Source organism: Bacillus sp. SD127 (assembly GCF_058566445.1).
This window is the reverse complement of sequence record NZ_CP191226.1, coordinates 1,508,097-1,532,140: the sequence shown is the minus strand read 5'-3', so window position 1 is coordinate 1,532,140 and position 24,044 is coordinate 1,508,097. Positions and strand designations below refer to the sequence as shown.

The 24,044-nt window shown below is 39.3% G+C and carries 27 protein-coding genes and 3 pseudogenes; 13 read left to right on the top strand and 17 right to left on the bottom strand.

All coding sequences use genetic code 11. From position 1 onward, the window contains the following. The first annotated feature begins 342 nt into the window (after window positions 1-342). Window positions 343-609, top strand: a complete 267-nt coding sequence (locus tag ACQVGS_RS07830; RefSeq protein ID WP_106020153.1) for a hypothetical protein — start codon at window positions 343-345, stop codon at window positions 607-609. Window positions 610-1,252: 643 nt separating this feature from the next. Here the strand turns inward: ACQVGS_RS07830 and ACQVGS_RS07825 are convergent. The 3 genes from ACQVGS_RS07825 to ACQVGS_RS07815 are packed head-to-tail and all read right to left on the bottom strand — an operon-like array spanning window position 1,253 to window position 3,100. Next, a complete protein-coding gene (locus ACQVGS_RS07825; RefSeq protein WP_244637192.1) occupies window positions 1,253-1,813 on the bottom strand; it encodes an ABC-2 transporter permease in 561 nt (186 codons plus the stop codon). A gap of 49 nt (window positions 1,814-1,862) precedes the next feature. Beyond that, the gene (locus ACQVGS_RS07820; RefSeq protein ID WP_106020155.1) at window positions 1,863-2,723 is read right to left on the bottom strand and encodes an ABC transporter ATP-binding protein; all 861 of its coding nucleotides are present in this window, start codon (window positions 2,721-2,723) and stop codon (window positions 1,863-1,865) included. Continuing rightward, the gene (locus ACQVGS_RS07815) at window positions 2,723-3,100 is read right to left on the bottom strand and encodes a GntR family transcriptional regulator (RefSeq protein WP_106020156.1); all 378 of its coding nucleotides are present in this window, start codon (window positions 3,098-3,100) and stop codon (window positions 2,723-2,725) included. The genes ACQVGS_RS07820 and ACQVGS_RS07815 overlap by 1 nt, the downstream gene beginning before the upstream one ends. Window positions 3,101-3,798: 698 nt before the next feature. Between ACQVGS_RS07815 and ACQVGS_RS07810 the strand changes: the two genes are divergently transcribed. From ACQVGS_RS07810 to nikE, 7 genes are all read left to right on the top strand, one after another. Beyond that, complete coding sequence (locus ACQVGS_RS07810; RefSeq protein ID WP_010335054.1) at window positions 3,799-3,915, top strand: YjcZ family sporulation protein; 117 nt, start codon at window positions 3,799-3,801, stop codon at window positions 3,913-3,915. A 171-nt stretch (window positions 3,916-4,086) separates the two neighbouring features. Beyond that, window positions 4,087-4,176: a YjcZ family sporulation protein gene (locus ACQVGS_RS07805; RefSeq protein ID WP_024122253.1), complete on the top strand. Its 90-nt coding sequence runs from the start codon at window positions 4,087-4,089 to the stop codon at window positions 4,174-4,176. 771 nt (window positions 4,177-4,947) lie between these two features. After that, complete coding sequence (gene nikA, locus ACQVGS_RS07800; RefSeq protein ID WP_491831337.1) at window positions 4,948-6,564, top strand: nickel ABC transporter substrate-binding protein; 1,617 nt, start codon at window positions 4,948-4,950, stop codon at window positions 6,562-6,564. Window positions 6,565-6,573: 9 nt separating this feature from the next. Continuing rightward, the gene (nikB, locus tag ACQVGS_RS07795) at window positions 6,574-7,518 is read left to right on the top strand and encodes a nickel ABC transporter permease subunit NikB (protein ID WP_491831335.1); all 945 of its coding nucleotides are present in this window, start codon (window positions 6,574-6,576) and stop codon (window positions 7,516-7,518) included. Continuing rightward, entirely contained in the window at window positions 7,515-8,345 is an 831-nt protein-coding gene (nikC, locus tag ACQVGS_RS07790; protein WP_095713400.1) for a nickel ABC transporter permease subunit NikC, read from the top strand. The genes nikB and nikC overlap by 4 nt, the downstream gene beginning before the upstream one ends. Before the next feature lie 18 nt (window positions 8,346-8,363). Next, window positions 8,364-9,191: a nickel import ATP-binding protein NikD gene (nikD, locus tag ACQVGS_RS07785; RefSeq protein WP_151174384.1), complete on the top strand. Its 828-nt coding sequence runs from the start codon at window positions 8,364-8,366 to the stop codon at window positions 9,189-9,191. Between the two features lie 30 nt (window positions 9,192-9,221). Continuing rightward, window positions 9,222-10,043, top strand: a complete 822-nt coding sequence (nikE, locus tag ACQVGS_RS07780; RefSeq protein WP_318751896.1) for a nickel import ATP-binding protein NikE — start codon at window positions 9,222-9,224, stop codon at window positions 10,041-10,043. A 181-nt stretch (window positions 10,044-10,224) separates the two neighbouring features. Here the strand turns inward: nikE and ACQVGS_RS07775 are convergent, their stop codons facing one another. Continuing rightward, entirely contained in the window at window positions 10,225-10,365 is a 141-nt protein-coding gene (locus tag ACQVGS_RS07775) for a hypothetical protein (protein WP_174754430.1), read from the bottom strand. A gap of 313 nt (window positions 10,366-10,678) precedes the next feature. Continuing rightward, window positions 10,679-11,431: a metal-binding protein ZinT gene (locus ACQVGS_RS07770; protein ID WP_318751897.1), complete on the bottom strand. Its 753-nt coding sequence runs from the start codon at window positions 11,429-11,431 to the stop codon at window positions 10,679-10,681. A gap of 201 nt (window positions 11,432-11,632) precedes the next feature. Between ACQVGS_RS07770 and ACQVGS_RS07765 the strand changes: the two are divergent. Beyond that, a pseudogene (locus ACQVGS_RS07765) lies at window positions 11,633-11,850 on the top strand (aldo/keto reductase); the annotation flags it as partial. Window positions 11,851-11,864: 14 nt separating this feature from the next. Here ACQVGS_RS07765 and ACQVGS_RS07760 read toward each other — a convergent pair. From ACQVGS_RS07760 to ACQVGS_RS07745, 4 genes are all read right to left on the bottom strand, one after another. After that, window positions 11,865-12,221, bottom strand: a complete 357-nt coding sequence (locus ACQVGS_RS07760) for an SH3 domain-containing protein (RefSeq protein ID WP_004398671.1) — start codon at window positions 12,219-12,221, stop codon at window positions 11,865-11,867. A 48-nt stretch (window positions 12,222-12,269) separates the two neighbouring features. Continuing rightward, window positions 12,270-12,629 carry an SH3 domain-containing protein gene (locus ACQVGS_RS07755; RefSeq protein ID WP_254517778.1) on the bottom strand — a complete coding sequence of 120 codons (360 nt, stop codon included), beginning with the start codon at window positions 12,627-12,629 and terminating at the stop codon, window positions 12,270-12,272. 250 nt (window positions 12,630-12,879) lie between these two features. After that, window positions 12,880-13,533 (bottom strand): VOC family protein, encoded by a 654-nt coding sequence (locus ACQVGS_RS07750; protein ID WP_095713404.1) that lies wholly within the window; start codon window positions 13,531-13,533, stop codon window positions 12,880-12,882. Window positions 13,534-14,058: 525 nt separating this feature from the next. Continuing rightward, complete coding sequence (locus ACQVGS_RS07745; protein WP_095713405.1) at window positions 14,059-14,757, bottom strand: aspartate/glutamate racemase family protein; 699 nt, start codon at window positions 14,755-14,757, stop codon at window positions 14,059-14,061. A gap of 264 nt (window positions 14,758-15,021) precedes the next feature. On the opposite strand from ACQVGS_RS07745, the gene ACQVGS_RS07740 reads away from it, so the two are divergent. Then, window positions 15,022-15,444: a CotD family spore coat protein gene (locus ACQVGS_RS07740; RefSeq protein ID WP_254517780.1), complete on the top strand. Its 423-nt coding sequence runs from the start codon at window positions 15,022-15,024 to the stop codon at window positions 15,442-15,444. Between the two features lie 203 nt (window positions 15,445-15,647). Here ACQVGS_RS07740 and ACQVGS_RS07735 read toward each other — a convergent pair whose 3' ends face one another. From ACQVGS_RS07735 to adhR, 3 genes and pseudogenes are all read right to left on the bottom strand, one after another. Beyond that, window positions 15,648-15,926, bottom strand: a complete 279-nt coding sequence (locus tag ACQVGS_RS07735; protein WP_302329780.1) for an HPr family phosphocarrier protein — start codon at window positions 15,924-15,926, stop codon at window positions 15,648-15,650. Window positions 15,927-16,066: 140 nt separating this feature from the next. Beyond that, a pseudogene (locus ACQVGS_RS07730) lies at window positions 16,067-16,282 on the bottom strand (aldo/keto reductase); the annotation flags it as partial. A gap of 55 nt (window positions 16,283-16,337) precedes the next feature. Continuing rightward, window positions 16,338-16,742: an aldehyde stress transcriptional regulator AdhR gene (gene adhR, locus ACQVGS_RS07725; protein ID WP_024122264.1), complete on the bottom strand. Its 405-nt coding sequence runs from the start codon at window positions 16,740-16,742 to the stop codon at window positions 16,338-16,340. Between the two features lie 109 nt (window positions 16,743-16,851). Between adhR and ACQVGS_RS07720 the strand changes: the two are divergent. From ACQVGS_RS07720 to yraA, 3 genes and pseudogenes are all read left to right on the top strand, one after another. After that, window positions 16,852-17,046: pseudogene (locus ACQVGS_RS07720) on the top strand (hypothetical protein); the annotation flags it as partial. A gap of 190 nt (window positions 17,047-17,236) precedes the next feature. Then, window positions 17,237-18,286 (top strand): NAD(P)-dependent alcohol dehydrogenase, encoded by a 1,050-nt coding sequence (locus tag ACQVGS_RS07715; protein ID WP_318751900.1) that lies wholly within the window; start codon window positions 17,237-17,239, stop codon window positions 18,284-18,286. 304 nt (window positions 18,287-18,590) lie between these two features. Next, window positions 18,591-19,100 (top strand): cysteine protease YraA, encoded by a 510-nt coding sequence (gene yraA, locus ACQVGS_RS07710; RefSeq protein WP_069487145.1) that lies wholly within the window; start codon window positions 18,591-18,593, stop codon window positions 19,098-19,100. A gap of 97 nt (window positions 19,101-19,197) precedes the next feature. On the opposite strand, the gene sacC is transcribed toward yraA, so the two are convergent. The 5 genes from sacC to levD all read right to left on the bottom strand — a co-directional run bounded on the left by sacC (window position 19,198) and on the right by levD (window position 23,974). After that, window positions 19,198-21,234, bottom strand: a complete 2,037-nt coding sequence (gene sacC / locus ACQVGS_RS07705; protein WP_254517784.1) for a levanase SacC — start codon at window positions 21,232-21,234, stop codon at window positions 19,198-19,200. Window positions 21,235-21,374: 140 nt separating this feature from the next. Next, on the bottom strand, window positions 21,375-22,202 hold the full coding sequence (levG, locus tag ACQVGS_RS07700; RefSeq protein ID WP_024122268.1) for a PTS fructose transporter subunit IID: 828 nt from the start codon (window positions 22,200-22,202) through the stop codon (window positions 21,375-21,377). 20 nt (window positions 22,203-22,222) lie between these two features. After that, a complete protein-coding gene (gene levF / locus ACQVGS_RS07695; RefSeq protein WP_101861138.1) occupies window positions 22,223-23,029 on the bottom strand; it encodes a PTS fructose transporter subunit IIC in 807 nt (268 codons plus the stop codon). A 4-nt stretch (window positions 23,030-23,033) separates the two neighbouring features. After that, window positions 23,034-23,534, bottom strand: a complete 501-nt coding sequence (locus tag ACQVGS_RS07690; RefSeq protein ID WP_095713421.1) for a PTS sugar transporter subunit IIB — start codon at window positions 23,532-23,534, stop codon at window positions 23,034-23,036. Then, a complete protein-coding gene (gene levD / locus ACQVGS_RS07685; protein ID WP_095713411.1) occupies window positions 23,534-23,974 on the bottom strand; it encodes a PTS fructose transporter subunit IIA in 441 nt (146 codons plus the stop codon). The genes ACQVGS_RS07690 and levD overlap by 1 nt, the downstream gene beginning before the upstream one ends. Window positions 23,975-24,044: the final 70 nt, after the last annotated feature.

Below are 24,044 nucleotides of genomic sequence, written 5' to 3'. Positions count from 1 at the left end.
ACCTGTGATATAGTTTATATCAGCTTCGCACCACACTCTATTTTTAGCTTCAGAAAGATTTTTCTCTGTTTTTGTATATATCTCCCCCGATACTTTTACCCGGTGCTACTTACCTTTTATGCTTTCCCATCCTACTTGCTTCTTCTTTATTTATGTAATTATCCGGCACCGGCCATTGATCGCCATCTCATCCATAGTGAGCAACACTCCAATTTCACATTAGAGTTGCTGAACCATAGAGTACTCTCTGCAACTGTTGAACCTCTTTCACCATCCAGTGATAGCTGTTAATTAGATTTTCCGTTATCCTTTAAGAACTAACATATTAGCAGGGAGCTAGCCATGATTGAAAAATACACAACTGAAGTTTCTTTAGACTTTTTTAATGGTGATGAAACAGATTTAAAGGATACAATTGAGGAGATTAAACTTTTTGCAAAGACATATGAGAACGATAAAGTAACCGTCCTAAGTGTTACTGAAAACGAATCTTCAAAGGGAAAAAACTATAAAGTTCTTTTACAGCACGAAAGAGATACAGATAATCTAGGACGTAAATATGAATATGATGAAGAAAAACTATTCGGTTTCTTTGAAGATGAAGAATAGTTATTCCCCCGTTAGCGCATACAAAGAACCCACATTTTAGTGGGTTTTTTCAATTATTCATTTACATACCCTTAAAATCTATCTCATGATTAAACCTGCGCAAGGCTGCCCTTATTTGAATCACTGTTCTGCCATGCTCAGGAGCTCCTAAGACATGCGCAGTATACCCCGTTTGAACATGTATTACAGGAAGCTGACCCAACATTTATTTAATCAATCAGTGACAGGAAACTATGCTCCCCCCTTTTGTAATTAATAAAAAATCCTCATCATGCATGTACGCGAAATGAAAAAACAAAAAAGACGTGTCCCTTTATGATCCGATTGGGCAGGATTTGATTACGAAGATAAAAATGAATAGCTGCATTCGAAAAAGCTATGTATCACTCAGAAACTCATGTTAAATAAGTGGATAGCCCTTCTCATAAAGGAGATAGGCTCTTTTTTACTTCAATATTGTTTTCGATTTCGCGTTTTTGGACCGTAAATTCTATCCCAGGTAATCCGTTGTATGAGTAACATCTAACGTCAAAATACATCACAAACATTGATTTAAGATACCGTTCCTTTTGCAACATATGAGAATAGGGATGATTAAACCAATCAGTAAAAATCTCTTTCTGTAGAATTCTACACCCTTCCTTTAAAATACTTTATTTTTATAAATACGTATCGATAGAAGCCAAGAACAAACATATAAAATCATAACCGAAAACAGAATTAAGAAATAAACATTAAGATTTTGTAATGATAATAATATTCGAACATTTTCTCTGATTATATCGTTCACATTTCGGAACAAGGTATTAATCAACACCATATAAATACCGAATAAAACAAGTGAGCCTTTGAACAAATATCGGCTGTTAAACTGATAACTAAATGGAAAGATAAATGAAGCAGATACCATCACAAGGCATACGATAAACATTAGATCTATCCATATTGTTAGTTCTCTATGAATGATTAAGTTTCCTATAAAAATTGTAAGAACTACAATTAAAGTAAAAATAAGTACCCCGATGTACTTTGAACTAACAATTTCCCTTCTTGTATAAGGCAGTGAATTCAGCAGGGTATTTATTCGGGCTTTTTCATCCATTGAAAACGCGTTCATTATTATGACAATACTAAATACAAAACCTGACCAGATATATGATATATTTAACGTTAAATAAACAAATAAAGCAGGCAGCAATATCATAAGAGATTTCTTTTGTAAAATGATATCTTTTCTTATTAAGTGAAACACCCTATTTAGCCCCTTTCTTTGTATAGAACATCAGCTCTTCAATCGTTGGTTTTTCGATTAAAACTAAGTCACCAAACACGTCTTCTATTCGTGTTCTATTGGCTGTTAATGCCTCAAAACCAGCATTAGATTTCCGGATGGAAATAAACTCCTGTTCTGTATCTCGATCTAATAACTCCGCGCCTCCTTTTACAATGGCATACTCTTCTTGAATTTGATACGATTTCTTTGTGAAAATATGCTCACCATTATGAATAAAAGTAATATAATCTGCAATACGGTCTAAATCTGTTGTAATATGAGTAGAAAAGAAGATCGTTTTCTTTCCATCTTGCATTATATTATGTAGTATATCCAGAAACTCCCTGCGAAATATTGGATCTAATCCCGATGTGGGTTCATCCATAATAATTAACTCTGCATGGTGTGATAAGGCTATTGATAAAGAAGCTTTCATCATCATTCCTTTAGAAAATGATTTGATTTTTTTATTTAACGGCAGTTCAAATTTTTCAACATAGAAATTAAATAGGCGATCATCCCATTTCATATAGCAGGGCCTTATAATCTCCTTCATTTCTGCTAATGTTAAATGTGCGTAGAAAATATTTTCATCAAATACAAAACCAATCCGTTGCTTTATTTCTTTTTCATGTGCTTTATGATCTAACCCAAATATTGAAATCGATCCGCTATCTGGTTGCAATAAGTTCATCATAAGTTTAATCGTTGTAGATTTTCCAACACCATTACCACCGATAAAACCCGTTATAAATCCTTTTTTAACTGTCATTGAAATATCTTTTAGCTGAAAATCACCAAATGATTTATAAACATGTTTGAATTCAATAACATTTTCCACTATTCTTCCTCCCTATATAACAGTGTAAGTATGTCCTTTAATTCTGTAAGTGAGATGCCCATTTCTTTACTGTTTTGAATTGCCGTCAACAATTGCTCTTCAATTACCTTCATTTTTTTTTCTTTCATCATCTCACTATCCTGCTCCGATACAAAAGAACCTTTCCCAACAACCGAATAAATGAATCCGTTCTTCTCCAGTTCCTCATAGGCACGTTTTGTTGTAATAACACTTATATCCAAATCCTTCGCTAACTGTCGCATTGAAGGTAAGGAGTGCCCAGCTTGTAATTCATTGGTCAAAATATGTTTTTTAATTTGAGCATAAATTTGCTCATAAATAGGTTCTTTTGAATGATTTGAAATGATAATTTGCATATAAAACCCCGCTATCATATTGTATATATACTTTATATACAATATATCCAAATTAATATCAGAATACAACTCTTTTTTAATCCAATCCTTCGAGTTTATCGTTTGGTTAAGTGTAGGGCTATAATGCTTCATTCACTTGTATGGTGCATGAATCGTTGTCAGACAACAGAGGGATAGTTGAGAAGGTTTATTTCTTCACCCAATTTATATTTAAATTGCTAATTATGTATAGAAAGTTAATTATGTTTACACTCCAAATCAGAAAGAAACACATATTACATAAGAATGAGGATAAAATTTTTAATAATGTACACATCCATTTATAGAGATAATGGAAGTTCGGTAATGTAGTGCTCATGATCAAAAGTTTCCTTTACGGAGTGTAACAGTCGGGAAATACAAACGAAAATAAGCACCTCCTGCTCAGAACATAATATCCAAGCAGAGGTGCATATAAAAATGAGCAGGTATATAATGGTGTGTTGACGTATTTTCTCCTGATTATTTCAAGAGAGACTCAATTTCCGATTTCGTTTTCGTTCCATAAATCCGTCTATATTGGTATTGTTGCCCTTCCAATGCTCTCTATTTCAACTTAGACTAAAAAATCATTTTAAAATTCATTTCAACTAGCATCCCTTTCGAAGTAACTCGCCCCCGCATATCATGTACTATCCTCTTTTAAAGGAGGTGGACATATGGGATACTCAAATGGTTGTGGTAGCTCCTTCGCATTAATCGTGGTGCTATTCATCTTACTAATCATTGTTGGAGCAGCTTTCTTCGGAGGCTATCCAGAAGGCGTTCCTATTTAACCCTATATGCAGGAGTACCTCCCTGTTCTGTTTGACGCCATAAGAAACTTTTATGGCGTTTTAATTTGTTTTTTAGACAAAAAATTCATTTTTTCTTATTTAGACGTAAATCTATGTCGAAAACGATCGTTTGGCATATCTTATACTATCCTCACTAAAGGAGGTGGCAATATGTCTAATGGTTACGGCAGTTCCTTCGCGTTAATCGTGGTGCTATTCATCTTGTTAATCATTGTCGGAGCAGCTTTCTTTAGATATTAAATTAAATCTAGACTAACTCCTCCGTAGCAGCACCTCCCTGTTCGGCTAAACGCCATAAGAAATCTTTATGGCGTTTTGTAATGTGATTAACTCCTTATCCTGACAAAGTTTCTGTACCAGGGAAATATAAATTACAAATCTTCATCTTTCTGAAACTCTATGAGCTTTTTTAAAACGTCCACAGTTTTACCTTACATCATTCATATTGATCCAGAGCCATTTTATACGCTCAGCTGAAGTTATATAGTGTAGCAATATAAAACAAAAAAAGTTACAAAGATCAATAATTCAATAAATAATCTTGTTTACGACTATTACAGTTTGACCGCTTCGACTAGGATCATTGCCTGCAAATATGGACCAGATAATAAATCACTACAATTGGTAAATCTAAAGTTAAAGCATATTCTAAGCACACACCCCCTATGAAAATGACTGCAGCACTTCAAGTGAAAATCTTAGAAGTAGATTAATTTGACTCAGTTTTTCCAACTCCTCAGTTTTCGGAGAGATCTTCTCCACCATTAAAAGATAGTAAAATATGACAATTTTTCCCGTTCTGGTTATGATAAGTCGGTTGCATCTTAATTATTCGAAGGATTACTTGTTACCCTTTTCGAAATCAATTACTTGTTTTTGTTGCGAATACTGCCCACTGCCGTTGGCAGAACATCGGGTTCCAAAACAATACCTATATTCTTACATTGACAAGGGTATGCTGCCTCCTTAAAATGAAAATGATTATCAACATCAATTAGGGGGGGAATACAGATGCTTAGTGGGAAGATTCGTTTGAAAATTAAATTTACTTTCGTATCGATACTCATCTTTTCTATTTTATTAGCAGGATGTACAAATGCAGGACAAACAGAGAAGAAAGATCCTCACAGTATGGTCACAATTGCTTGGCCTAGAGATATAGGAGAAATAAACCCACATGTCTATAACCCTTCCCAATTGTTTACGCAGTCAATGGTGTACGAGCCTTTGGTCTCTTATGAAGCGGGCGGAAAGCTTAAACCGCATTTAGCTGAGTCTTGGGATATATCTAATGACGGCAAAGTGTATACGTTTCATTTGCGTAAGAATGTAACATTTTCTGACGGGACAACATTTAATGCAAAAATCGTGAAAAAGAATTTTGACTCCATTTTAAAACATCCTGAGTTACATAGCTGGTTAGGATTTATTACAAAAATAGCTCAAACAAAAGTGATCGATAATCATACATTTCAATTGACACTGACTGAATCATATTATCCAACCATTCAGGAGCTTGCTGTTGTACGGCCTGTTCGGTTTTTAGGAGAGGCTGGGTTCCCTAAGGATGGCGATACATCAAAAGGTGTAACAAAACCGGTCGGGACGGGCCCATGGGTATTGGAAGAGCATAAAACCGATGAATATGCGATTTTTAAACGCAATGAAAATTATTGGGGTGAAAAGCCTAAAGTCGAGAAAATCAAGGTGAAAGTCATCCCAGACGCAGAAACAAGAGTACTTGCATTTGAAAAAGGTGAACTGGACTTAATTTACGGTGAAGGCGTCATCAGTTTGGATGCATATAAGCAGCTGCAATCGACAGGTCAATATGAAACAAGCCTTTCCGAACCGGTGGCGACGAGACAGCTTGTCATGAATACAAAAAAAGAACAGCTTTCTGATGAACGTGTTCGCCAAGCCCTGCACTATGGCTTTAATAAAGACGCCATGGTGGAAGGCATTACCTCCGGATTAGAAGAAAAAGCAGATCATATTTTGCCGACAACCTTCCCATACACGTCTGATATTGATGTAAAGCCAGTGAAATATGATGCGGAAAAAGCGGGAGCGTTATTAGATGCAGCAGGTTGGAAGCTTCCGAATGGCAAGACGGTGCGAGAGAAAGACGGAAAGCCTCTTGAATTTAGTTTAATGTATGATTCAGCGGAATCCATTCAAAAAGCAATGGCAGAAACGCTGCAAGCAGAGTGGGCAGCGATCGGGGTGAAGTTGAATCTTGAAGGAGTAGAATTGGCGACTCAGGTTAAACGGTTCAAAGCGAATGAATTTGATATGAACTTCTTTAGCAACTATGGCGCACCTTATGACCCGCATACATTTGTAAACATTGTCGCGTCAAAAGGATTTGGATTTAATGAAGCGATTTCGGCATATCCAAACAAGGATGAGCTATTGAAGCAGATGGCAAAAGTTCCTGAAACAACTGATAAAAAAGAGCGTCAACATCTTTACTCATCTATTTTAACATCCCTTCAAGATCAGGGAGCCATCGTTCCTATCTCTTATATAAAAAAGACAGCGATCTACCAAAAGAATATTACAGACTTTACTTTCCCTGCCAACCGTGATGAACATCCATTTACAGGTATTCGCATTAAGCAGTAGGAGGCTTTTATGGGCATCTATATATTGAAACGAATCATGTCCATCATACCAGTGTTTCTTTTAGCTACACTTCTGACAACTGGAATGATTCAACTCTCACCGGTTGACCCGGCTGAAGCGTATGTAGCCGCAGCGCATATCCAGCCAACCGATGACATTTTAGAGCAAAAAAGACATGAGTTTGGCTTAGATCAACCTTTCTATATCCAATATGTAAACTCTATTTTGAAGAAATGCCAATTCGATTTCGGCATTTCTTATGTTTCGAATAAGCCGGTTTGGGACGAGGTTACACTCCGAATGCCAGCAACGATCGAACTTGCGCTTGGTAGTTTATTGATCGCGGTGGTTGTCAGTGTGCCTCTCGGCTTCTTTGCGGGAATGAAAAGAAATCGCGCAATTGATCATATCAGTCGCTTCATTTCCTTTTTCGGGGCATCCATTCCGACTTTTTGGTTAGGGTATATGTTGATTTTTTTCTTTTCTGTTCAATTAGATCTTTTTCCAGTAGAAGGAATTGGGACATGGCAGCACCTCGTACTGCCGTCAATGACGCTGGCGCTTCCTTTAATTGCTATGTATACAAGACTTTTGCGCGCCAGTGTTATAGAAAACCTGCAAGAACCATATGTACAATACGCAAAAATCAGAGGCTTGAAGAATAAAAGCATTATGGCTAAGCATGTATTGAAAATGGCCATTTCTCCGATGATTACAGGCCTAGGAATGAATCTTGGCAAACTTCTCACCGGAACCATTATTGTTGAAGTGGTTTTTTCTTGGCCTGGCTTTGGCCGTTATTTTATTGAGGCCATTTTCAATCGTGACATCCCTGTCATTCAATGCTATGTGTTCATAGCCGCCACATTTTTTATATTGAGTAGCTTAATCGTTGATCTCATTCAAATGTTTATTGATCCGCGCATTTCCAGGAAAGAAGGGCAGTTTCGATGATCACAAGCATACGCATGATATGTAAAAGTCAAAAAGTGATAACAGCATGTATCATCATATTATCAATTCTATTTCTCATTGCTGTATTTGCCCCTTGGATTGCGCCGAATAACCCTGTTGCTGTTCATTTGGCATATAAGCTGCACCCTCCATCCTTGGAGTTCCCTTTAGGAACTGATCATTTAGGAAGGTGCAACTTATCCCGCCTTTTGTACGGAACACGAATTTCTTTGGGATTTGCAGTGCTCATTTTTATTTCCTCACTTGTGATCGGTCTCATCGTCGGTACGATTTCGGGATATAAAGGCGGATGGATTGATCATCTGTTAATGAGATGTTGTGATGGTGTGATGGCCTTTCCGAACTTAATTTTAGTTCTTGGTCTAGTGGGCATATTCGGACCTGGACTTCCTCAAGTCATTCTTGCCCTCATGCTTGTGCAATGGGTCTATTATGCGAGAATCTTTAGAGGAATGGTGCTTAGTCTGAAAGAGGAGAACTTTATTAAAGCCGCACAAATCAATGGATCATCACAATGGAAGATTCTGAAAAAACATATCATACCTAATGTGCTCCCTCCCCTCGTTGTCATGGGTACATTGGAAATGGGCTGGGCCATTATGGACATATCCGCTATGTCGTTTCTTGGATTAGGCGTCCAGCCACCGGCTGCGGAATGGGGAGCGATGATTCATGAAGGTAAATCGTATATCCGGACGAACCCTGAGTTGATGATTTATCCAGGGATGATGATCATGATTGTGGTTGTAACGTTCAATTTATTAGGCGAGAGCTTATCAGAAAAATACGGAGTCAAACGTCGATGATAAAAAGGAATGAGGAAGTTGGGAACAGAACAATCACCGGTGCTGCAAGTTAGAGATTTGCATGTACAGGCCAAAACGCACAAAGGAGTTTCTACTCTAGTGCAAGACGTCAATTTCGAACTGAAGCGCGGTCAAGTCCTTGGCCTGATTGGTGAGAGCGGATGTGGAAAAACAGTAACAGGCATGTCCATTCTTCAGATGCTTGATCAGAAAACAACCAAGGTGAAAGGAAGCATTTCACTACTAGGCCGAGAATTAAACGGATTGGCAGATAAAGAAATGCGCAAAATACGCGCCAAAGAAATTTCCTATATTATGCAAAATCCGATGAACGCTTTTACCCCCGTTTTTACGATTGGTCATCAAATGATTGAAACGATTCGCACTCATACGTCTTTTAACAAAAAGCAGGCAAAGGAGCTTGCAATCGAAGCGTTGCATAATGTGAGCTTATCCAATCCTATTAAACTTTTAAAATCTTACCCTTTTCAATTAAGCGGCGGAATGCTTCAACGGGTGATGATTGCAACCGCGGTATGCTTACATCCAAGCATTCTCATTGCGGATGAGCCCACAACCGCACTAGACGTAAATAATCAGAAAACCGTGCTGAAACATTTAGACGCCATGCGCTCTGAATGTGGAACGGCGATTTTGCTTATATCTCATGATCTGGGCGTCATTGCTGAAATGGCGGATGAAGTCGCTGTGATGCAGAAAGGAAGAATCACAGAAAAAGCAGATGTGCTTCAGCTGTTTGATGCACCAAAGCATGAATATACAAAGAAGCTATTAGGTGCACGTTTGACATTGCCAATTGATGAACGTGCCATTGGGTCAATTTGACGAAAGAGCGCATTTTAATGAGGTGAACAAGTGAGTTTATTACAAGTGAAAGAAGTCTCTCATCGTTATGCGGAGCGTTCATTATTCAAATGGAAATTTCAATCTAAACAAGTCCTATCCGATGTCAGCTTTTCGATTGAGAAGGGTACATGCTTAGGCTTGATTGGGCCAAGTGGAGCCGGTAAGAGTACATTGGGAAAAGTGTTGCTTGGTTTAGAACGGCCGCAATCAGGTCAAATCCTTTTTCAAGGGCATGATATGTATAGCGTAGATAAATCGATCCGGCGAAAAATCCGTCGTGACCTTCAAGCTGTCTTTCAAGATTCATACTCGTCCGTCAACCCGCGAATGACGGCGGAACAGATAATTGCAGAACCATTAGAAAACTATGAAACCCTCACTGCGGCGGAACAAAGACGAACCATTATTAAGTTATTGGAAAGAGTAGGCCTAAGTGAAAATGATTTAACAAAATATCCGCACCAATTCAGCGGCGGGCAATTGCAGCGAATCAATATCGCCAGAGCAATCTCGCTCAAACCGAAACTGATCGTTTTAGACGAATCAGTCAGCAGTCTGGATATGGTTACCCAAACACTTATACTCGATTTGTTAAAAGAGCTCAAAGACGAGTTTGGGTTATCGTATTTTTTTATTACGCATGATTTGAAAGCCGCTTATCAATTGAGTGACACATTAGGTGTTCTAGATAACGCAAAATTAGTTGAGCTATACGAGTCCAAACTCCAGTTCTTTGCATCAGACCATCCAGCAGTAAAAGAAATGAGACGCTCCATACTTGCAGAACACCCGCGCTTTCGTTCGATAGGAAGAGGAACGATGCTACAATAAGGAAGGCGCGTGTAGATATATAGCATTTCCGGTTACATCGTTTTTTCATGATATTACTTTAACGAGTACAGCATGTCTCTTGTTGTTTAAAGCATGGAGTGCTGATATCAATAGAACGATTGACCGTTAACTGCTTTCAACTCACGGCTACACATGCCACATTTTAACCAATGTTCCTGCTTTAAATATGACATTGAAAAAGAACCGTTGGCTTTAAACCATTGGTTCTTTTTCTAACTGTTTTTGCTTTCGTTGTTGTGTTCGCATAACATACACTCACAGAACTTTGAAATAATACCAGAGCTTCTTCATCTTTAGTCATTTCATTTTTTCCTCATACTCTCCCTTACTCTTCACCCTATCTTCAAAAAGCTTTTTCCCAACCGTCAAGTTAATATTGATCGTATCTTAACTTTGTTAATGAGCCGTCAATCCCCGTTGCAAAGAGAAAGAAACGGATAAAAACGAAAGAGGGCAAAAAAGCTGCTGACGAGGAGTCAGCAGCTAAAAGTATTTAAACATTCAAACTCCATCAGGGACTAAGCTTGTTTTTCCCCATTCTATCAATTGTCCATAGTGAAAAAAAACCGTTTGTGTAGAAGAAATGCCATAATTCACGGTATGTTCATCTTCATTTAATGCGCCATCATATCATGGGCAATATCTTGTCCGTCAATTTTTGACGGGTAGTAGGTTGGCCAGTTTTTCACTTCATCAAGTAAAGCTTCACGGTCCTCACCCCAATACAGATGGTAATGGCTAGCTTTAGTCGGGTAGATACTATGATCGCTAAACTGAATATACTGAGGAAGTCCTTCAGCTTTTTTAGCTAGTTTGAATATGTATCTTACCCCTCTATTGCCCGCATCATATGTTAGAATTTCGTACCCGTCATACGTATACTTACCTGAATATTCTTTTCCATTTTTGAGGAACGTTACAGTATCTTTTTGGATTACAATACGGTCAACATCTGTTTTATACCCTTTTTTATAATACTCTTTATATTCTTCAGCTGTCTTGTCACCTTCATGTTTTGATTTATATGAAAATACTTCGTCCAGAGTGCCATCTTGCAGGTATGGATATACCGATTGCCAGTCTCCTTCCCAATCAGAAAGTGAACGATCCTTTACTTGGCTGTTTTTAAAATAGCCTTCATGAATTTTTTCTGTCTCTTCACCATGTGCATGACTATGGCTATGATCGTGATCATGAGATTCTGATGTTTGCTCTTGCGTGTTAGAAGAGTTTTCTTCACCTGCTGAGGATGATGTTGCTGTTTTATTAGACTCACCTTTAGATGAACCTGAAGTCTGACATCCTGCCAATATTAGTAATAAACCAATCATAAATATCCCTAATCTCTTTGCAAATAAAATTTTCATTACAACACTCCTTTTCCCAAACCGAAATAATTACGATTTGTATTATACAATTATCTTGTTCAAAAATCAAAGGGAAAATGCTCCTAATCTCGCTTGAATGTTGCTGGGAGCAGATGGCGATTTCATTAGAATCCTACTTTGTTAATCAGAAATTCTTTTAAAATGCGAAAATCTACGATATTCCATGAGGAGAGATTTGTTGTGAAGTACACCTTTTTAGGAAGAACAGGATTGCGGGTCAGCCGTTTATGTTTAGGTGGCTCGATACAGATGAAAAGACCGCGTTCCATATTATAGATGAAGCGCTCGATAGCGGCATTCCCACAAATGCAGGTGCGGAAGACATAATAATAGCAAAAACCATACCAACATTGTTGGTATGGTTTCTCTCAGATAGGCCCAAAGAAGAGACTCTATTGTACGAATTATATAGCTAGTTGCATTTGTAACCGACAGGGCCGTCTGAACCTGTGTAGACATATGTGTCAGAAACATATCCAATGTTCACGACACCACGTGAATCTTTCCACTGGATTTGATCCCAAATATTACTCGTTCCATACTTTCCGGTAACAGTCGTCCCATAAGCGTAACAATAGTAAGGAACACGTGAACCGCTAGGAATGGAAAGCATAATAGGATAGTTTGTACCTGGACCGCTGCGCATATTTACAGGCGCACCGCTGCTTGTTGAGACAGTAAAGTACTGAACGGCAAGTGCCTGACTGGAAAAAATGAATAATGATGCGATCATCACGGTTAACATACTCAGCATTTTCAGTTTAGTCAATGTCATCCCTCTTTCTTCAATTTCTTCATTTTAAGAACGATACATATGCTACCAGCTGCATTTAGGAACTACCGGGCCGTCTGATCCTGTATACATATATGTATCAGAGACAAATCCAGGAACGATCTCCCCGCTGGCAAGCGTCCGTTCTGTGTAGTTCCAAATATTACTCGTTCCATACTTTCCAGTTACAGTTGTACCGGTTTTGTAGCAGTAGATCGGGATGCGGGTTCCGCTCGGAATAGTCGTTACAATCCCCCAACTTGTACCTGGGCCGCTGCGCATATTTACGGGAGCACCGCTGCTTGTTGAGACAGTGTAATACTGAACTGCTTGTGCATGACTAGAAAAAATGAAGAATGACGCCATCATAACGATTAATAAACTTGCCATTTTTAACTTTCTCAACTTATATCCTCCTCACAATAAATGTCCTGCGTCTGGTTTTCTTACATTCAGTTCAGGAATGATTCGGCAGACCATCTTCGCTCCTTTCGTTTACATATATTGATCATATTACCATCACACAGGTATATGAGAAGTGCCATTATTACTGAATTTTCCGACAGAAGAGAGGATAAAATTTGGGAATATAGGGATGACAATGCAAGCAAAAATAATGCATGAAAGATATGTCACACACCAATTAAAAGCTTGACTACTCATCAAAATTTTTGATGATCCCTCGGTCAGTTTCAATCATAAGTGGTGCATCTATACTGTATTTATCCGAGAATATCCACCTTCTTCCGACAGGACCTAATAAAATATAGACCCCTTCTTTATACTCCCCCATGAAATGTAAATGGTTTTTTGAGAAAGGTTCATCATTTCTTTGCCGGATTCCCAACTTTAAAAGGTAGTCAAAACATTCTTTAACATGATTCGTAGATAAACCAATCTCACTTATCCCTATTACATTGTCGGGCGTGAATTCTTTTGACCTCGTTTCCGGAGAGGTTTCTAATCGAGAAATAAACTCAACAATATTACCTGCTGGATCTTCAAAATATATCGATCTTGCCTTTGCATTTGCAAAATATACTTCATCATCACCATTTTCTTCAAGTAAATTAACCTTCTTTTTCAGCCATTCTTTTGCTTCTGCGAAAATATTCGAATGGATATTAAACGCAAAATGATAGTAATATTGATTCACTTCGTCTTGATGCAAGGTTAAAATGCTTTCTCCCACTTGAAATGTGGCTAATGTATCAGTTAACGCCAGCCTTTTAAATTGAAGGATATCTTTATAAAAGCTTACAGTTTGATTAAAATGAGAAACAAATATTTCAAGATTTTTTATTTTCATTATTCACACCCCCTCTCTTAATATATCTAAAATGAGAAACAAATTCTTTCTACATTTAGCTTATTTAATCTACATCATTAGACTGAAAAATAAAAAACTACATAAATTTGTTTTTCATTATTATTCATTAGCTTTAAGGATGGATGAAATGAATCACCTTGGTTTTTCATTTCAAAAATCTGTACAGCTGAAGTAAGGTCATCATCAATCTATACCTAGGCATAGGCTTCAGGATTGTCATCTGATTCCTGAACTCGTCACCCGTGTCATGTCTAAAACTGGATAGGTATACCGTTTAGTATATAAGAACAGATATACTCACCTCACTACGCAATTGTTTTCAAAGTCTATCTATTGTGTTAGTGAGACCTTGCTGCCGTCTTCAATATCTTCAAACACAATTTTCAGTGGAAAGGATCATAATATTATCACCCCTATAAAGAGCCTCCTATTTTATGACTTGTATAAACATAATAAAAAAACCGCTCTTAAAAAACGGTTTTAGAGTATAGGAAGGAACTGATTCTAAGATGAAATCGAAAGAGATTTATTCACTGCTTCTCGAGCATGGATTAAGGTTGTATCAAATATTGGCACTTTGAAATCTTCAGCTTTTACTAGTAATCCAATTTCAGTACATCCGAGAATTATTCCCTCCGCTCCTCTATTCATCAAATTATTTATGATTGTGTGATAAATGTTTTTCGATGACTGTTTAATTTCACCCAAACATAGTTCTTGATAGATAATATTATTTATTAATTCTCTTTCATTATCATTAGGCACAATAATATTAATGCCATGAGTCTCAATACGAGTTTTATAAAAATTTTGTTCCATTGTATATTTGGTACCAAGTAATCCTGCTGAACGAATATCTTGTCTGTTCATTTGATCAGCAGTTGCATCGGCAATATGTAAAATAGGTATTGTGATCATTGCTTGGATATCACTAATTACTTTGTGCATAGTGTTTGTGCATATTACAATAAAATCTGCTCCGGCTTTTTCTAATGATCTTGCTGCTTCCCCCAAGGTTTTACCAGCTTTATTCCAAGCTCCTTCTGATTGAAAGTGTTCAATCTCTTTAAAATTAACACTGTACAAAAGACACTTTGCAGAATGTAACCCCCCTAACTTCTTTTTTATTTCCTCATTGATAATTCGATAGTACTCAGCCGACGACTCCCAACTCATTCCGCCAATAAGACCAATCGTTTTCATAGCCCACCTCGATTTAAAATTCGAAATATTATTAGTATTTTAATATATAAGTCATTTTAATACCAGGACTGCTATTATCAAGTATAAAATGATTGATTGGTCTTCCAGGCCCGTAGCTACGGTGGAAATATAATTAAAATGACAGAAAACTTTGCCCCCTTACTTGTCATGTGTATCGATAATATGAGTTTCTTGTCTAGGACAACCTTTTTTCTTCATCATAACTTATATTGTAAGACAAGATTTTTTGAGAGGGTGATTTTGATGAGCTGCAGCAACGGTGGGTTTAGAAGTGTGGACGAATTCATGTTCGGCTCTCGTCGCGGGAACAACGGTACCAATAGCTTCAATGGCTTCAATGGCTTCAATGGTTTTAATGGTTTTAATGGTTTTAATGGGGGTAATGGGGGTAATGGGGGGAATGGAGGTAATGGAGGTAACGGAGGCAACAATGTAGAAACAATTGTTTCTCCCACAAGAAATGTTGTAAATACGACTACCAATGAACGTACTGTTAGACGTGTTCAGCCGACTCATATTGTTAATGTTAATAGAAATGTGACAAGAGTAGAAAATTACTATCCAGTGACACAATCTGCAAAGAATGAAAATATCGTTGAGGAATATGATTGTGGAAGTGACTTAAGAAATCCATGCTGTAAACCAGTAAAAGGATTCAATAGGTAATCATTCAGTAAAGATGCATTTTAGGCATCCTTATGGATGCCTTTTTCATTACCCTATCCTTTCCAATTATAAGATTTTCGGCATTAATATGAAGAGAAATGAGTTGGTTTCTTTAAAGATAAGCATTTAACAAAACGCTCGTATAAAAAAGGGGGACTTGGAGCGAGTCCCTGAAAATGATAAAAAAAGAGAGGTTTTCTTCCTCATTTCTTTGTGAACTTGTTTTTTTGCAAATGATCTTCTATCGCTTGTAAAGCCTGATTCTCGTCAACGCCATTAGCTCTTATCCTAATGTGGGTATTAGGTTTAATTCCTAGTGACATCACATCAATGAGGGACTTGGGTGTATTTTTCAGATCGACAGCTTCTCCTTGATATTCAAGATATATACTGGAGCTGAATTTACAAGCCGCCCGCACTAACAAGGCCGCTGCACGGGCGAAGCCTGTACTCGCGATAATTGTATACTGTTTTTCTATCATTCTCCCGGCTCCTTAGGCCTGGAATTCCCTTAAGGAATTGGAATAGGCCAGTTTTTATTCTTAAGCCCTCTATTCTTTCTTTCAATCCGAAAGCATAGTATCTTGTTGGTTAGCAATATCGTTTTCGAGCATAATTCATGATGACCAACTATTCGGTGAGGTACATATGGTTCTTCTAGAAACTTAACTTCTGCAGGCGTCAATTTAACTGCAAGAGCACCTACGGCATCTTGAAGGTGTGACATTTTCGTAGCACCGATAATAGGAGCTGTTACAGGCTCTTTCTGCAGCAACCAGGCAAGCGCGATATGAATACGGGAGACACCGCGTTTTTCCGCGATTTCCCCTGCTCTTTTATGATAAATGTTAACAAAAAAGGAATTGTTTCATTCATTCTAGCCTTACTGGCACTTATCCATGAAAACTTTCCGTTTTAGGTCTGCTTTTGAGTTTGTCCTCATTTTCGCGCAATTTCCCATCATAATCCTCAATTTTTTTATTTAATCTTTTTATTGTTTCATCAATTTCTTTCCGCTTTTCTATCAATCGCTGTCTTTCGTCAGCCAGGATATTTTTGCGGGCTTCTACTGTTCGGTCTCCTTCAGTAAATAACGTTGTATATTCAATTAACGCTTCTATCGTTAGTCCAGCATTTCGCATGCATTTGATGAATTCAACCCATTTGATATCTTCTTCATCATAATCGCGGATTCCGCTTTCTTTTCGTTTTACCGGCGGGATCAATCCAACACGTTCATAATATCTGAGCGTTGCGGCTGTTAGGCCAAACTGCTTTGCCACTTGCGTAATATTCATATTTTTCACCTCTTTATCCTGCTGTTTTTGAAGATAACACTTAAAGTTCACTTTAAGTCAAGAAGAAACAAATTTAAACTGCTGACGTATTTCTTAATCTCATTCTTCAGGAGATGCCGTGAATATTCCGCCGCACGTAAAACATTGGCATGGCGCAACAAAAGACAGTTGGCTTGTACATGTAGCCATTACTCTTGGAGAGACGGACCTGTTCATGATGAATGGTATGATACATGATAAAACGAACGCATCGAGTCAATTGATTCGATGCGTTTTTTTATATGAGCGGCCGTACAGAATTTAATACTTAAGTGTTAAAAAAGCATTATTTCTTCAATAATTGTGTTTACTCTTAATCTTTTATAAAAATATGTTTCTAAAAAAACTCTTGCCTTAAAGTGGACTTTAAGGTTTAAAGTGATGTTGAACACACATGACAAACACCAAGTGACATGTTCTTATCTGGAAACTGACTATATGAAAGGAAGGTCTGTATGTGTAATCATTATAAAACTCGTGTATTAAGCGTACCAAATGCTAAAGCGAAATTTGAACAGACGACAATTGAAAGAAGAGAATTACGGCCGCACGACGTCTTAATCGACATTAAGTTCAGCGGTATTTGCCATTCCGATATCCACAGTGCGTTCGATGAATGGAGCGGAGGAATTTTTCCGATGGTTCCCGGTCACGAAATCGCCGGAGTTGTGGAGGCTGTGGGAGCAGAAGTCACAAAATTTGCTGTCGGAGATCGCGTTGGCGTCGGCTGTTTTGTTGACTCCTGCGGAGAATGCGAATACTGCCTCAGCGGTGAGGAACAGTTCTGCACTAAAGGTGTTGTCCAAACTTATAATTCACTGGACTATGATGGAAATCCGACGTATGGCGGGTACAGCCAAAAAATCGTTGTCACTGACAGGTTCGTTGTTCGGATACCGGACAGTTTGGAGATGGATGTTGCCAGCCCTCTACTGTGTGCAGGGATTACAACCTATTCCCCTCTAAAACACTGGAACGTCGGCCCAGGCAAAAAGGTTGCGATTGTAGGGGTCGGCGGGCTTGGTCATTTGGCGATTCAATTTGCGCATGCTTTGGGTGCAGAGGTAACCGTCCTGAGCCGCTCTATGAATAAGAAAGAGGAAGCCCTTGAACTAGGGGCTGACCATTACTATGCAACCAGTAATCAAGCTACATTTACTGAATTGGCCGGGCGTTTTGACGTAATCTTAAATACAGTATCCGCGAACCTTGATGTAGATGCCTATTTATCAATACTTCGGATAGACGGAACCCTTGTGAATGTAGGGGCACCGGCCGAGCCGGACAAATATAGTGTATTCTCCTTAATCATGGGCCGCCGCAGCCTAGCGGGTTCTCTTGTCGGCGGAATTCCAGAAACACAAGAGATGCTTGATTTCGCTGCTCAGCATGGCATTGCACCTAAAATTGAGGTGATTCGTGCCGATCAAGTGGATGAAGCATATGAGCGTGTTCTTCGCAGTGATGTACGCTACCGATTCGTTATTGATATCTCTACATTATAAGTAGGAATAGTTGTAAAAGGTGGGGTAGCCATACTATTGGCTACCTCGCCTTTTGTTTACTGCACTCCGCTCCACAGGACGTGAAAATCATTTAAAAAGTCTTTTTTTAAAAAAGAAATAAGTTAAGAAGAGCGCTAATCCTTCTGCCTCGTTTTGGCGGCGATGTTACCATATGAAAACCATAAAATCTATAAAACAACCCCTTCGCAGGACTCTTGCGAAAACCATCTCAAGCAAATATTTTGAAGGAAGATGAACGTGCCTGTTATTCTATGGTATATAGGAATTCATAGGAGGTATAAATATGAGCAAAAAAATTGCTGTTCTCGTTACAGATCAATTCGAAGATATCGAATATACAAGTCCGGTAAAGGCATACGAAGAAGCTGGCCATAGCGTGGTTGCCATTGATTTGGAAGCAGGCAAGGAAGTTACCGGTAAACATGGCGAGAAAGTGAAGATCGACAAAGCGATCTCCGACGTAGATGCAAGTGAATTCGATGCCCTATTAATTCCTGGCGGATTTTCCCCAGATTTGCTTCGCGGAGATGACCGGCCGGGTGAATTTGCGAAAGCATTTGTAGAAAATGAGAAACCTGTTTTCGCTATTTGCCACGGCCCGCAGGTACTCATTGATACGGATCTTCTGAAAGGCAAAGACATCACTGGCTACCGCAGCATTCGCAAAGACTTGATCAACGCTGGTGCAAATTACAAAGACGAAGAAGTAGTCGTCAGCCACAACATTGTAACAAGCAGAACACCTGATGATTTGGAAGCATTTAACCGCGAATCATTGAACCTGTTGAAATAAGAAAAAGGCACAGACTGTTTGAGTCTGTGCCCTTTTTTATAGAGAAAGTGTAAGAATTTCTATTCCCCCTTCATTAAAAATGCCTCTTTTTTCTTTTCTAATCAGCCTTTGCGCTGACATTCTGAAAGGCTGCTGTAGCATCCCAAACGTTCAAGCCAAATTGACCTTCTGAGAATGCAGAATCTTCAGCATCTATGACTAGACGGTCATCCAAATATATTTTAAAGTGAGCGCCATGAGCCACAGTTTTCAAGTGATATTTTTTATTTATATCTATCGGTGTTTGGTGTTCGGCAATAACAGAGGCAATCCCGTCCTCAAATTTAAAAAATTTTACAAGATCATGTTTCGCATCCACATTGGCTACATAACCGTTTTGTGCGTCTTTATCAGAACGAAACACAAGAGCCCCTGCCCCTTTTCCGTTCCCATCCTTAATGATTATATCGGATTCATAAGTGAAGTCAGCTCCTGATGCTGAAGACATCATGAAGGAATCGCTGTCTGATCGTCCTTGTTTTCCATCAATTGTGTCGGCCCACGTACCGTTTACAGTTGTCCAGCCAGTCAAATTGGATATAAACGGTGACGCTCCCCATGCTTTATTTAAAGGATGAATCGTTAGGGAGTTTACCTTAACACGGCCATTAATAGCATATAATTCAAGACCTTTGCTTGATCTATCCGGAAGAATGATGTCAGTCAACACCTGTTGCCCGTCATTACCAAATACTTCGACTGAAGAGCGGTCAACAAAAATACGCATTTTTATCTTTCCATTTACCGGCTTCAGCGGAGCTGCTTGCTTCCCAGTGTTAAAGGTTGGATTAAAGGTGACATTTCCGGATTGGCTTCGGTCAACGAACAGTTTGCCGCTCTTTTGATGATAACCGACTTTTGTATATTGATTTCTCCCTGTTCGAACCTTAAAACCGAATTCAGAAGCCGAACCTGGATTCACTTGAAACTCTGCATTCATTTCATAAGCATCTCCAGATATACCCGCCAATACATTACTGCTCTCTGGCGATATAATCTTATTTTTCCACTTCTGCGCGGCTCCCCTGATAGATTGCAGCTCTGTTACTGGTGTTTGAATAACTCTGATCCCTTTAGAAAACGCTTTCAATTTTACTTCTCTTGGAATAGTCATTGCACTTCTCCATGGAGATGTAGGAACATCGTTGGCATATTGCCAATTGCTCATCCACCCTAGCCAAAGCCGCCGTCCATCTGAAGAAGGAACATCGGACCAAGAAACAGCCGCATAAAAGTCTTTACCGTAGTCGGTCCATAATACTTTGTCTGACGGGTTTTCGTTCTTGAAAGTTGTTCCATCAAAACTTCCTACAAAATATTGCATGCCTGATCCTCCTGAAACCGCACCATTTCCGACACTGACTTGCATCACCCATTTCTTTTGTTTCGGATTGCCGTCTACAGGAAGCTCAAATAAATCCGGACATTCCCATACGCCTCCATGACTTCCTTGTCCTTGTCCAAACTCACTTGCATATGTCCACTGCTTCAGATTTTTCGATGTATAAATGAGAATTCGGTCACCAGCTGCCAGGACCATCACCCACTTTTTATCTTTTTCATACCAAAACACTTTCGGATCGCGAAAATCTTTTTTTCCCGGGTTTGGAATGACCGGATTACCTGAGTATTTCGTCCACGTTCTGCCTTTATCATTACTATAGGCGACGCTTTGCACTTGGCCGTCTTCATGATCCTGCGTATATATAGAGACAAGCGGCTTCTCCTTTCCGGTTTGAAAACCGCTTGTATTATTCCAATCGACCACTGCGCTCCCGGAAAAAATTGTGCCTTTTTCATCAGGTGACAGCGCTATAGGAAGGTGCTTCCAGTGAACTAAATCCTTGCTTACTGCATGGCCCCAATGCATCGGCCCCCATTGCAGACCGTATGGATGATGCTGATAAAACAAATGATACTCCCCTGCATAATAAACCATTCCGTTTGGATCATTCATCCAGTTTGCCTCTGGTGTGAAATGATATTGGGGACGGTAATCCTCATCATAGTAGCTTGAATCGGCTGCACTTACTGGCAGTGCCATAGTAAACAGCATGGTGAATAGGATCACGACTTGAATTAGCTTCTTTTTCATTCTGATTCTCTCCTCTCTAACATTTAAAAACATTCAAGAGAGACATCTGCACGAGTGATCCGTGATAAAAGCTGTATCGAATGATGAAGAGGTTATGAGAAAGACTTCTGCAGGTTCTCCCCTTTTTACCCGTTAAGCGCTTATGCCAGAAATCCAGCCCAATAGCCAAGAATACCGATCACAAATATGCCAACTATAATAAGGAGCGGATTTACTCCTTTTCGCAGCATCCATGCCACTAATAAAGTCAATCCTAAAGGCAGCACCCCCGGCATAATGCTGTCTAAAATATTTTGCACAGTTTGAACGTCAACTTTTCCGTTATCATCTTTAATTCTTGAAACAACGATCGGGATGTTGATGGTGGTCCACTTGGAGACCAAAGCCCCCATCACAAATAACCCGAGGATGGAAGCACCTTCTGTCAGTTTTTGAATACGATTCCCTGCTAGATCCTGCAGAATCTCCATCCCTTTTACATAGCCATACTTTAAACCGTAATATTTTGTGGTTAATCTGATGGCATTCAGCAGGAAAAAGAACAGCAGAGGACCGGCAATGTTTCCGCCTAAAGCAAGAGAAGCCCCTAAAGCAGCCAATACGGGGCGTACGGTTCCCCAGAAAATAGGATCGCCCACACCCGCTATCGGACCCATTAAACCGATTTTCATCCCGCTTATTGCTTTCCCGTCTATTCCTTTATTGTTCGCCATTTCTTCTTCCATGGCAGCTGTCACCCCAAATATGGGTGCGGACAGCCACGGATGTGTATTAAACCATTCCAAATGGCGCTGCAAAGCTGCGTTTCTTTTCGCTCCCGGACCGTACAATTTTTTTATCGCCGGTATCATCACATAGCAATATCCCATTGCCTGCACACGTTCAAAGTTAAATGAGCCGAGCAAGAAATTCGAACGGATAAACATACTGAAAATGTCTTTCTTTGTTAATCTTTTTTCTTTCTCCAATTTTCATCCCCCCCTCATTCTTATGCATCAAGATCGTCATCATCATCATAGACAGCTGCATTGCTGCCGTCTGCGGCTGCGGCGACTGCCCCGTGGGCGCTATTTTTTTGCATAACCTGCTGGTATAAAAGCGCCAGACAGAGACCAAGAGCGCCAAATCCTACTAAATTGAAATCGGTAAACGCTGCCAACAAAAAACCAATATAGAAAAATGGCTTAAGATAAGGGATATTCATCATATTGATCACCATTGCATACCCCACAACAACAATGATGCCTCCTCCTATTTGCAAACCTTTGGTAATGACTTCCGGAATATTTCCCAAGAACACCTGAACAGCGCTCACACTGATTAAGGCCACAATCAAAGTCGGTATCATGACACGCAGCGCTTGAAACACCATGGCGGTAACATGCATAATTTCAATTCCTTTGATATTCCCCTCCCTGGCATATTTATCAGCACGGTGAATGAAAAAGACAGTAATCGTTCGGACAAAAATAGTAAGCGCTTGACCTGCAGCTGCCAAAGCAACAGCGACGGCAATGCCTTCACCAATGCCTTGATCAGCGGTAATCACTAAAATGGTTGAAATCACAGAGGCAATGGCTGTATCAGGCGCCATGGCGAGGCCGACATTCATCCAGCCCAGCGCCATCAGCTCCAGCGTTCCTCCTAAAATGATTCCTGTTTTTAGATCACCAAGCACAAGGCCAACCAAAGTGCAGGCAATCAGCGGACGGTGTGTTTGTCCTTCATCCAATACACTTGCAATACCTGTAATGGCTGCAATGATTAACAACAAAATAATTTGTATTGAAGTCATCATCTCATCCCCTTGATGATTTTGTTACATTTCTCAAAATCTCCATAAAGTCTTCACTGGTATCAGAAGGCAGCTGCCTCAATTCCAGTGTGACGCCTAATTCATTTAATGTTTCAAACGCCTCTGTATCCTCTTCAGTTACGCTGACTGATTTGGTGATTTGCCGGCGATTATTCTCAAAACGCATCCCTCCGACATTTACGGTTTTGATAGGGACGCCTGCTTCTATGAGAGATACAATATCGGATGGGTTTTCAAACAGCAGCATCGCCGTTACCCCTTCGTAGCGCGGACTATGAAACGCCTTTGCCATTTTAGAAATTGATACGGCACTCGCCTTTACATTGGAAGGAGCAACAGATAGGATCAGGGTTTTTCTCATTTCATCCTGCGCAACGTCATCTGACACAACGATGATTCGGTCTGCTGCATGGACTTTAATCCATCTTGTCAGGATTTGGCCGTGAATAAAGCGGTCATCAATTCTTGCCAATGTAATGTTCATCATAGTTCATCCTCTCTTTTTTCTTCACAAACTGTTTTTGCTTTTTCTAAATGTTCGCTGCAAACTTGAAAGCTTTGCTGGCTCATTTTTTTTAAGTGATTCAGCAATTCTTTGAGTTTCAGATGTTCTCTCAGGCTTAAAACCTCCAGTAGTATCGGCAGGTTTATGCCGGCAGCCATATCCATTCTTTGATCCTTAGCGATGAAGGAAGCCGCTGCGTTATACGGTGTGCCTCCAAAAATATCAACTAAAAAAAGCACCTCATTTTCTTTCGGAATATCCTGAAGCGTCTGATGATATTTTTCTTGCAGCGTTTGGATGCCCTCTCCTTTAAAAAACGGCACCGCTATCAGATGATTTTCTTCACCGAATATCATGCCTGAAGATTCTTTTAATGCTATGGGAAAGTCCCCATGTCCGCTAATAATGACTGAAATCATAACACGATTGCTCCTTTCCTTTTTCGTACACCCATTTATAATGCAAGTATCGTGCCAAAGAAGCTGTGTT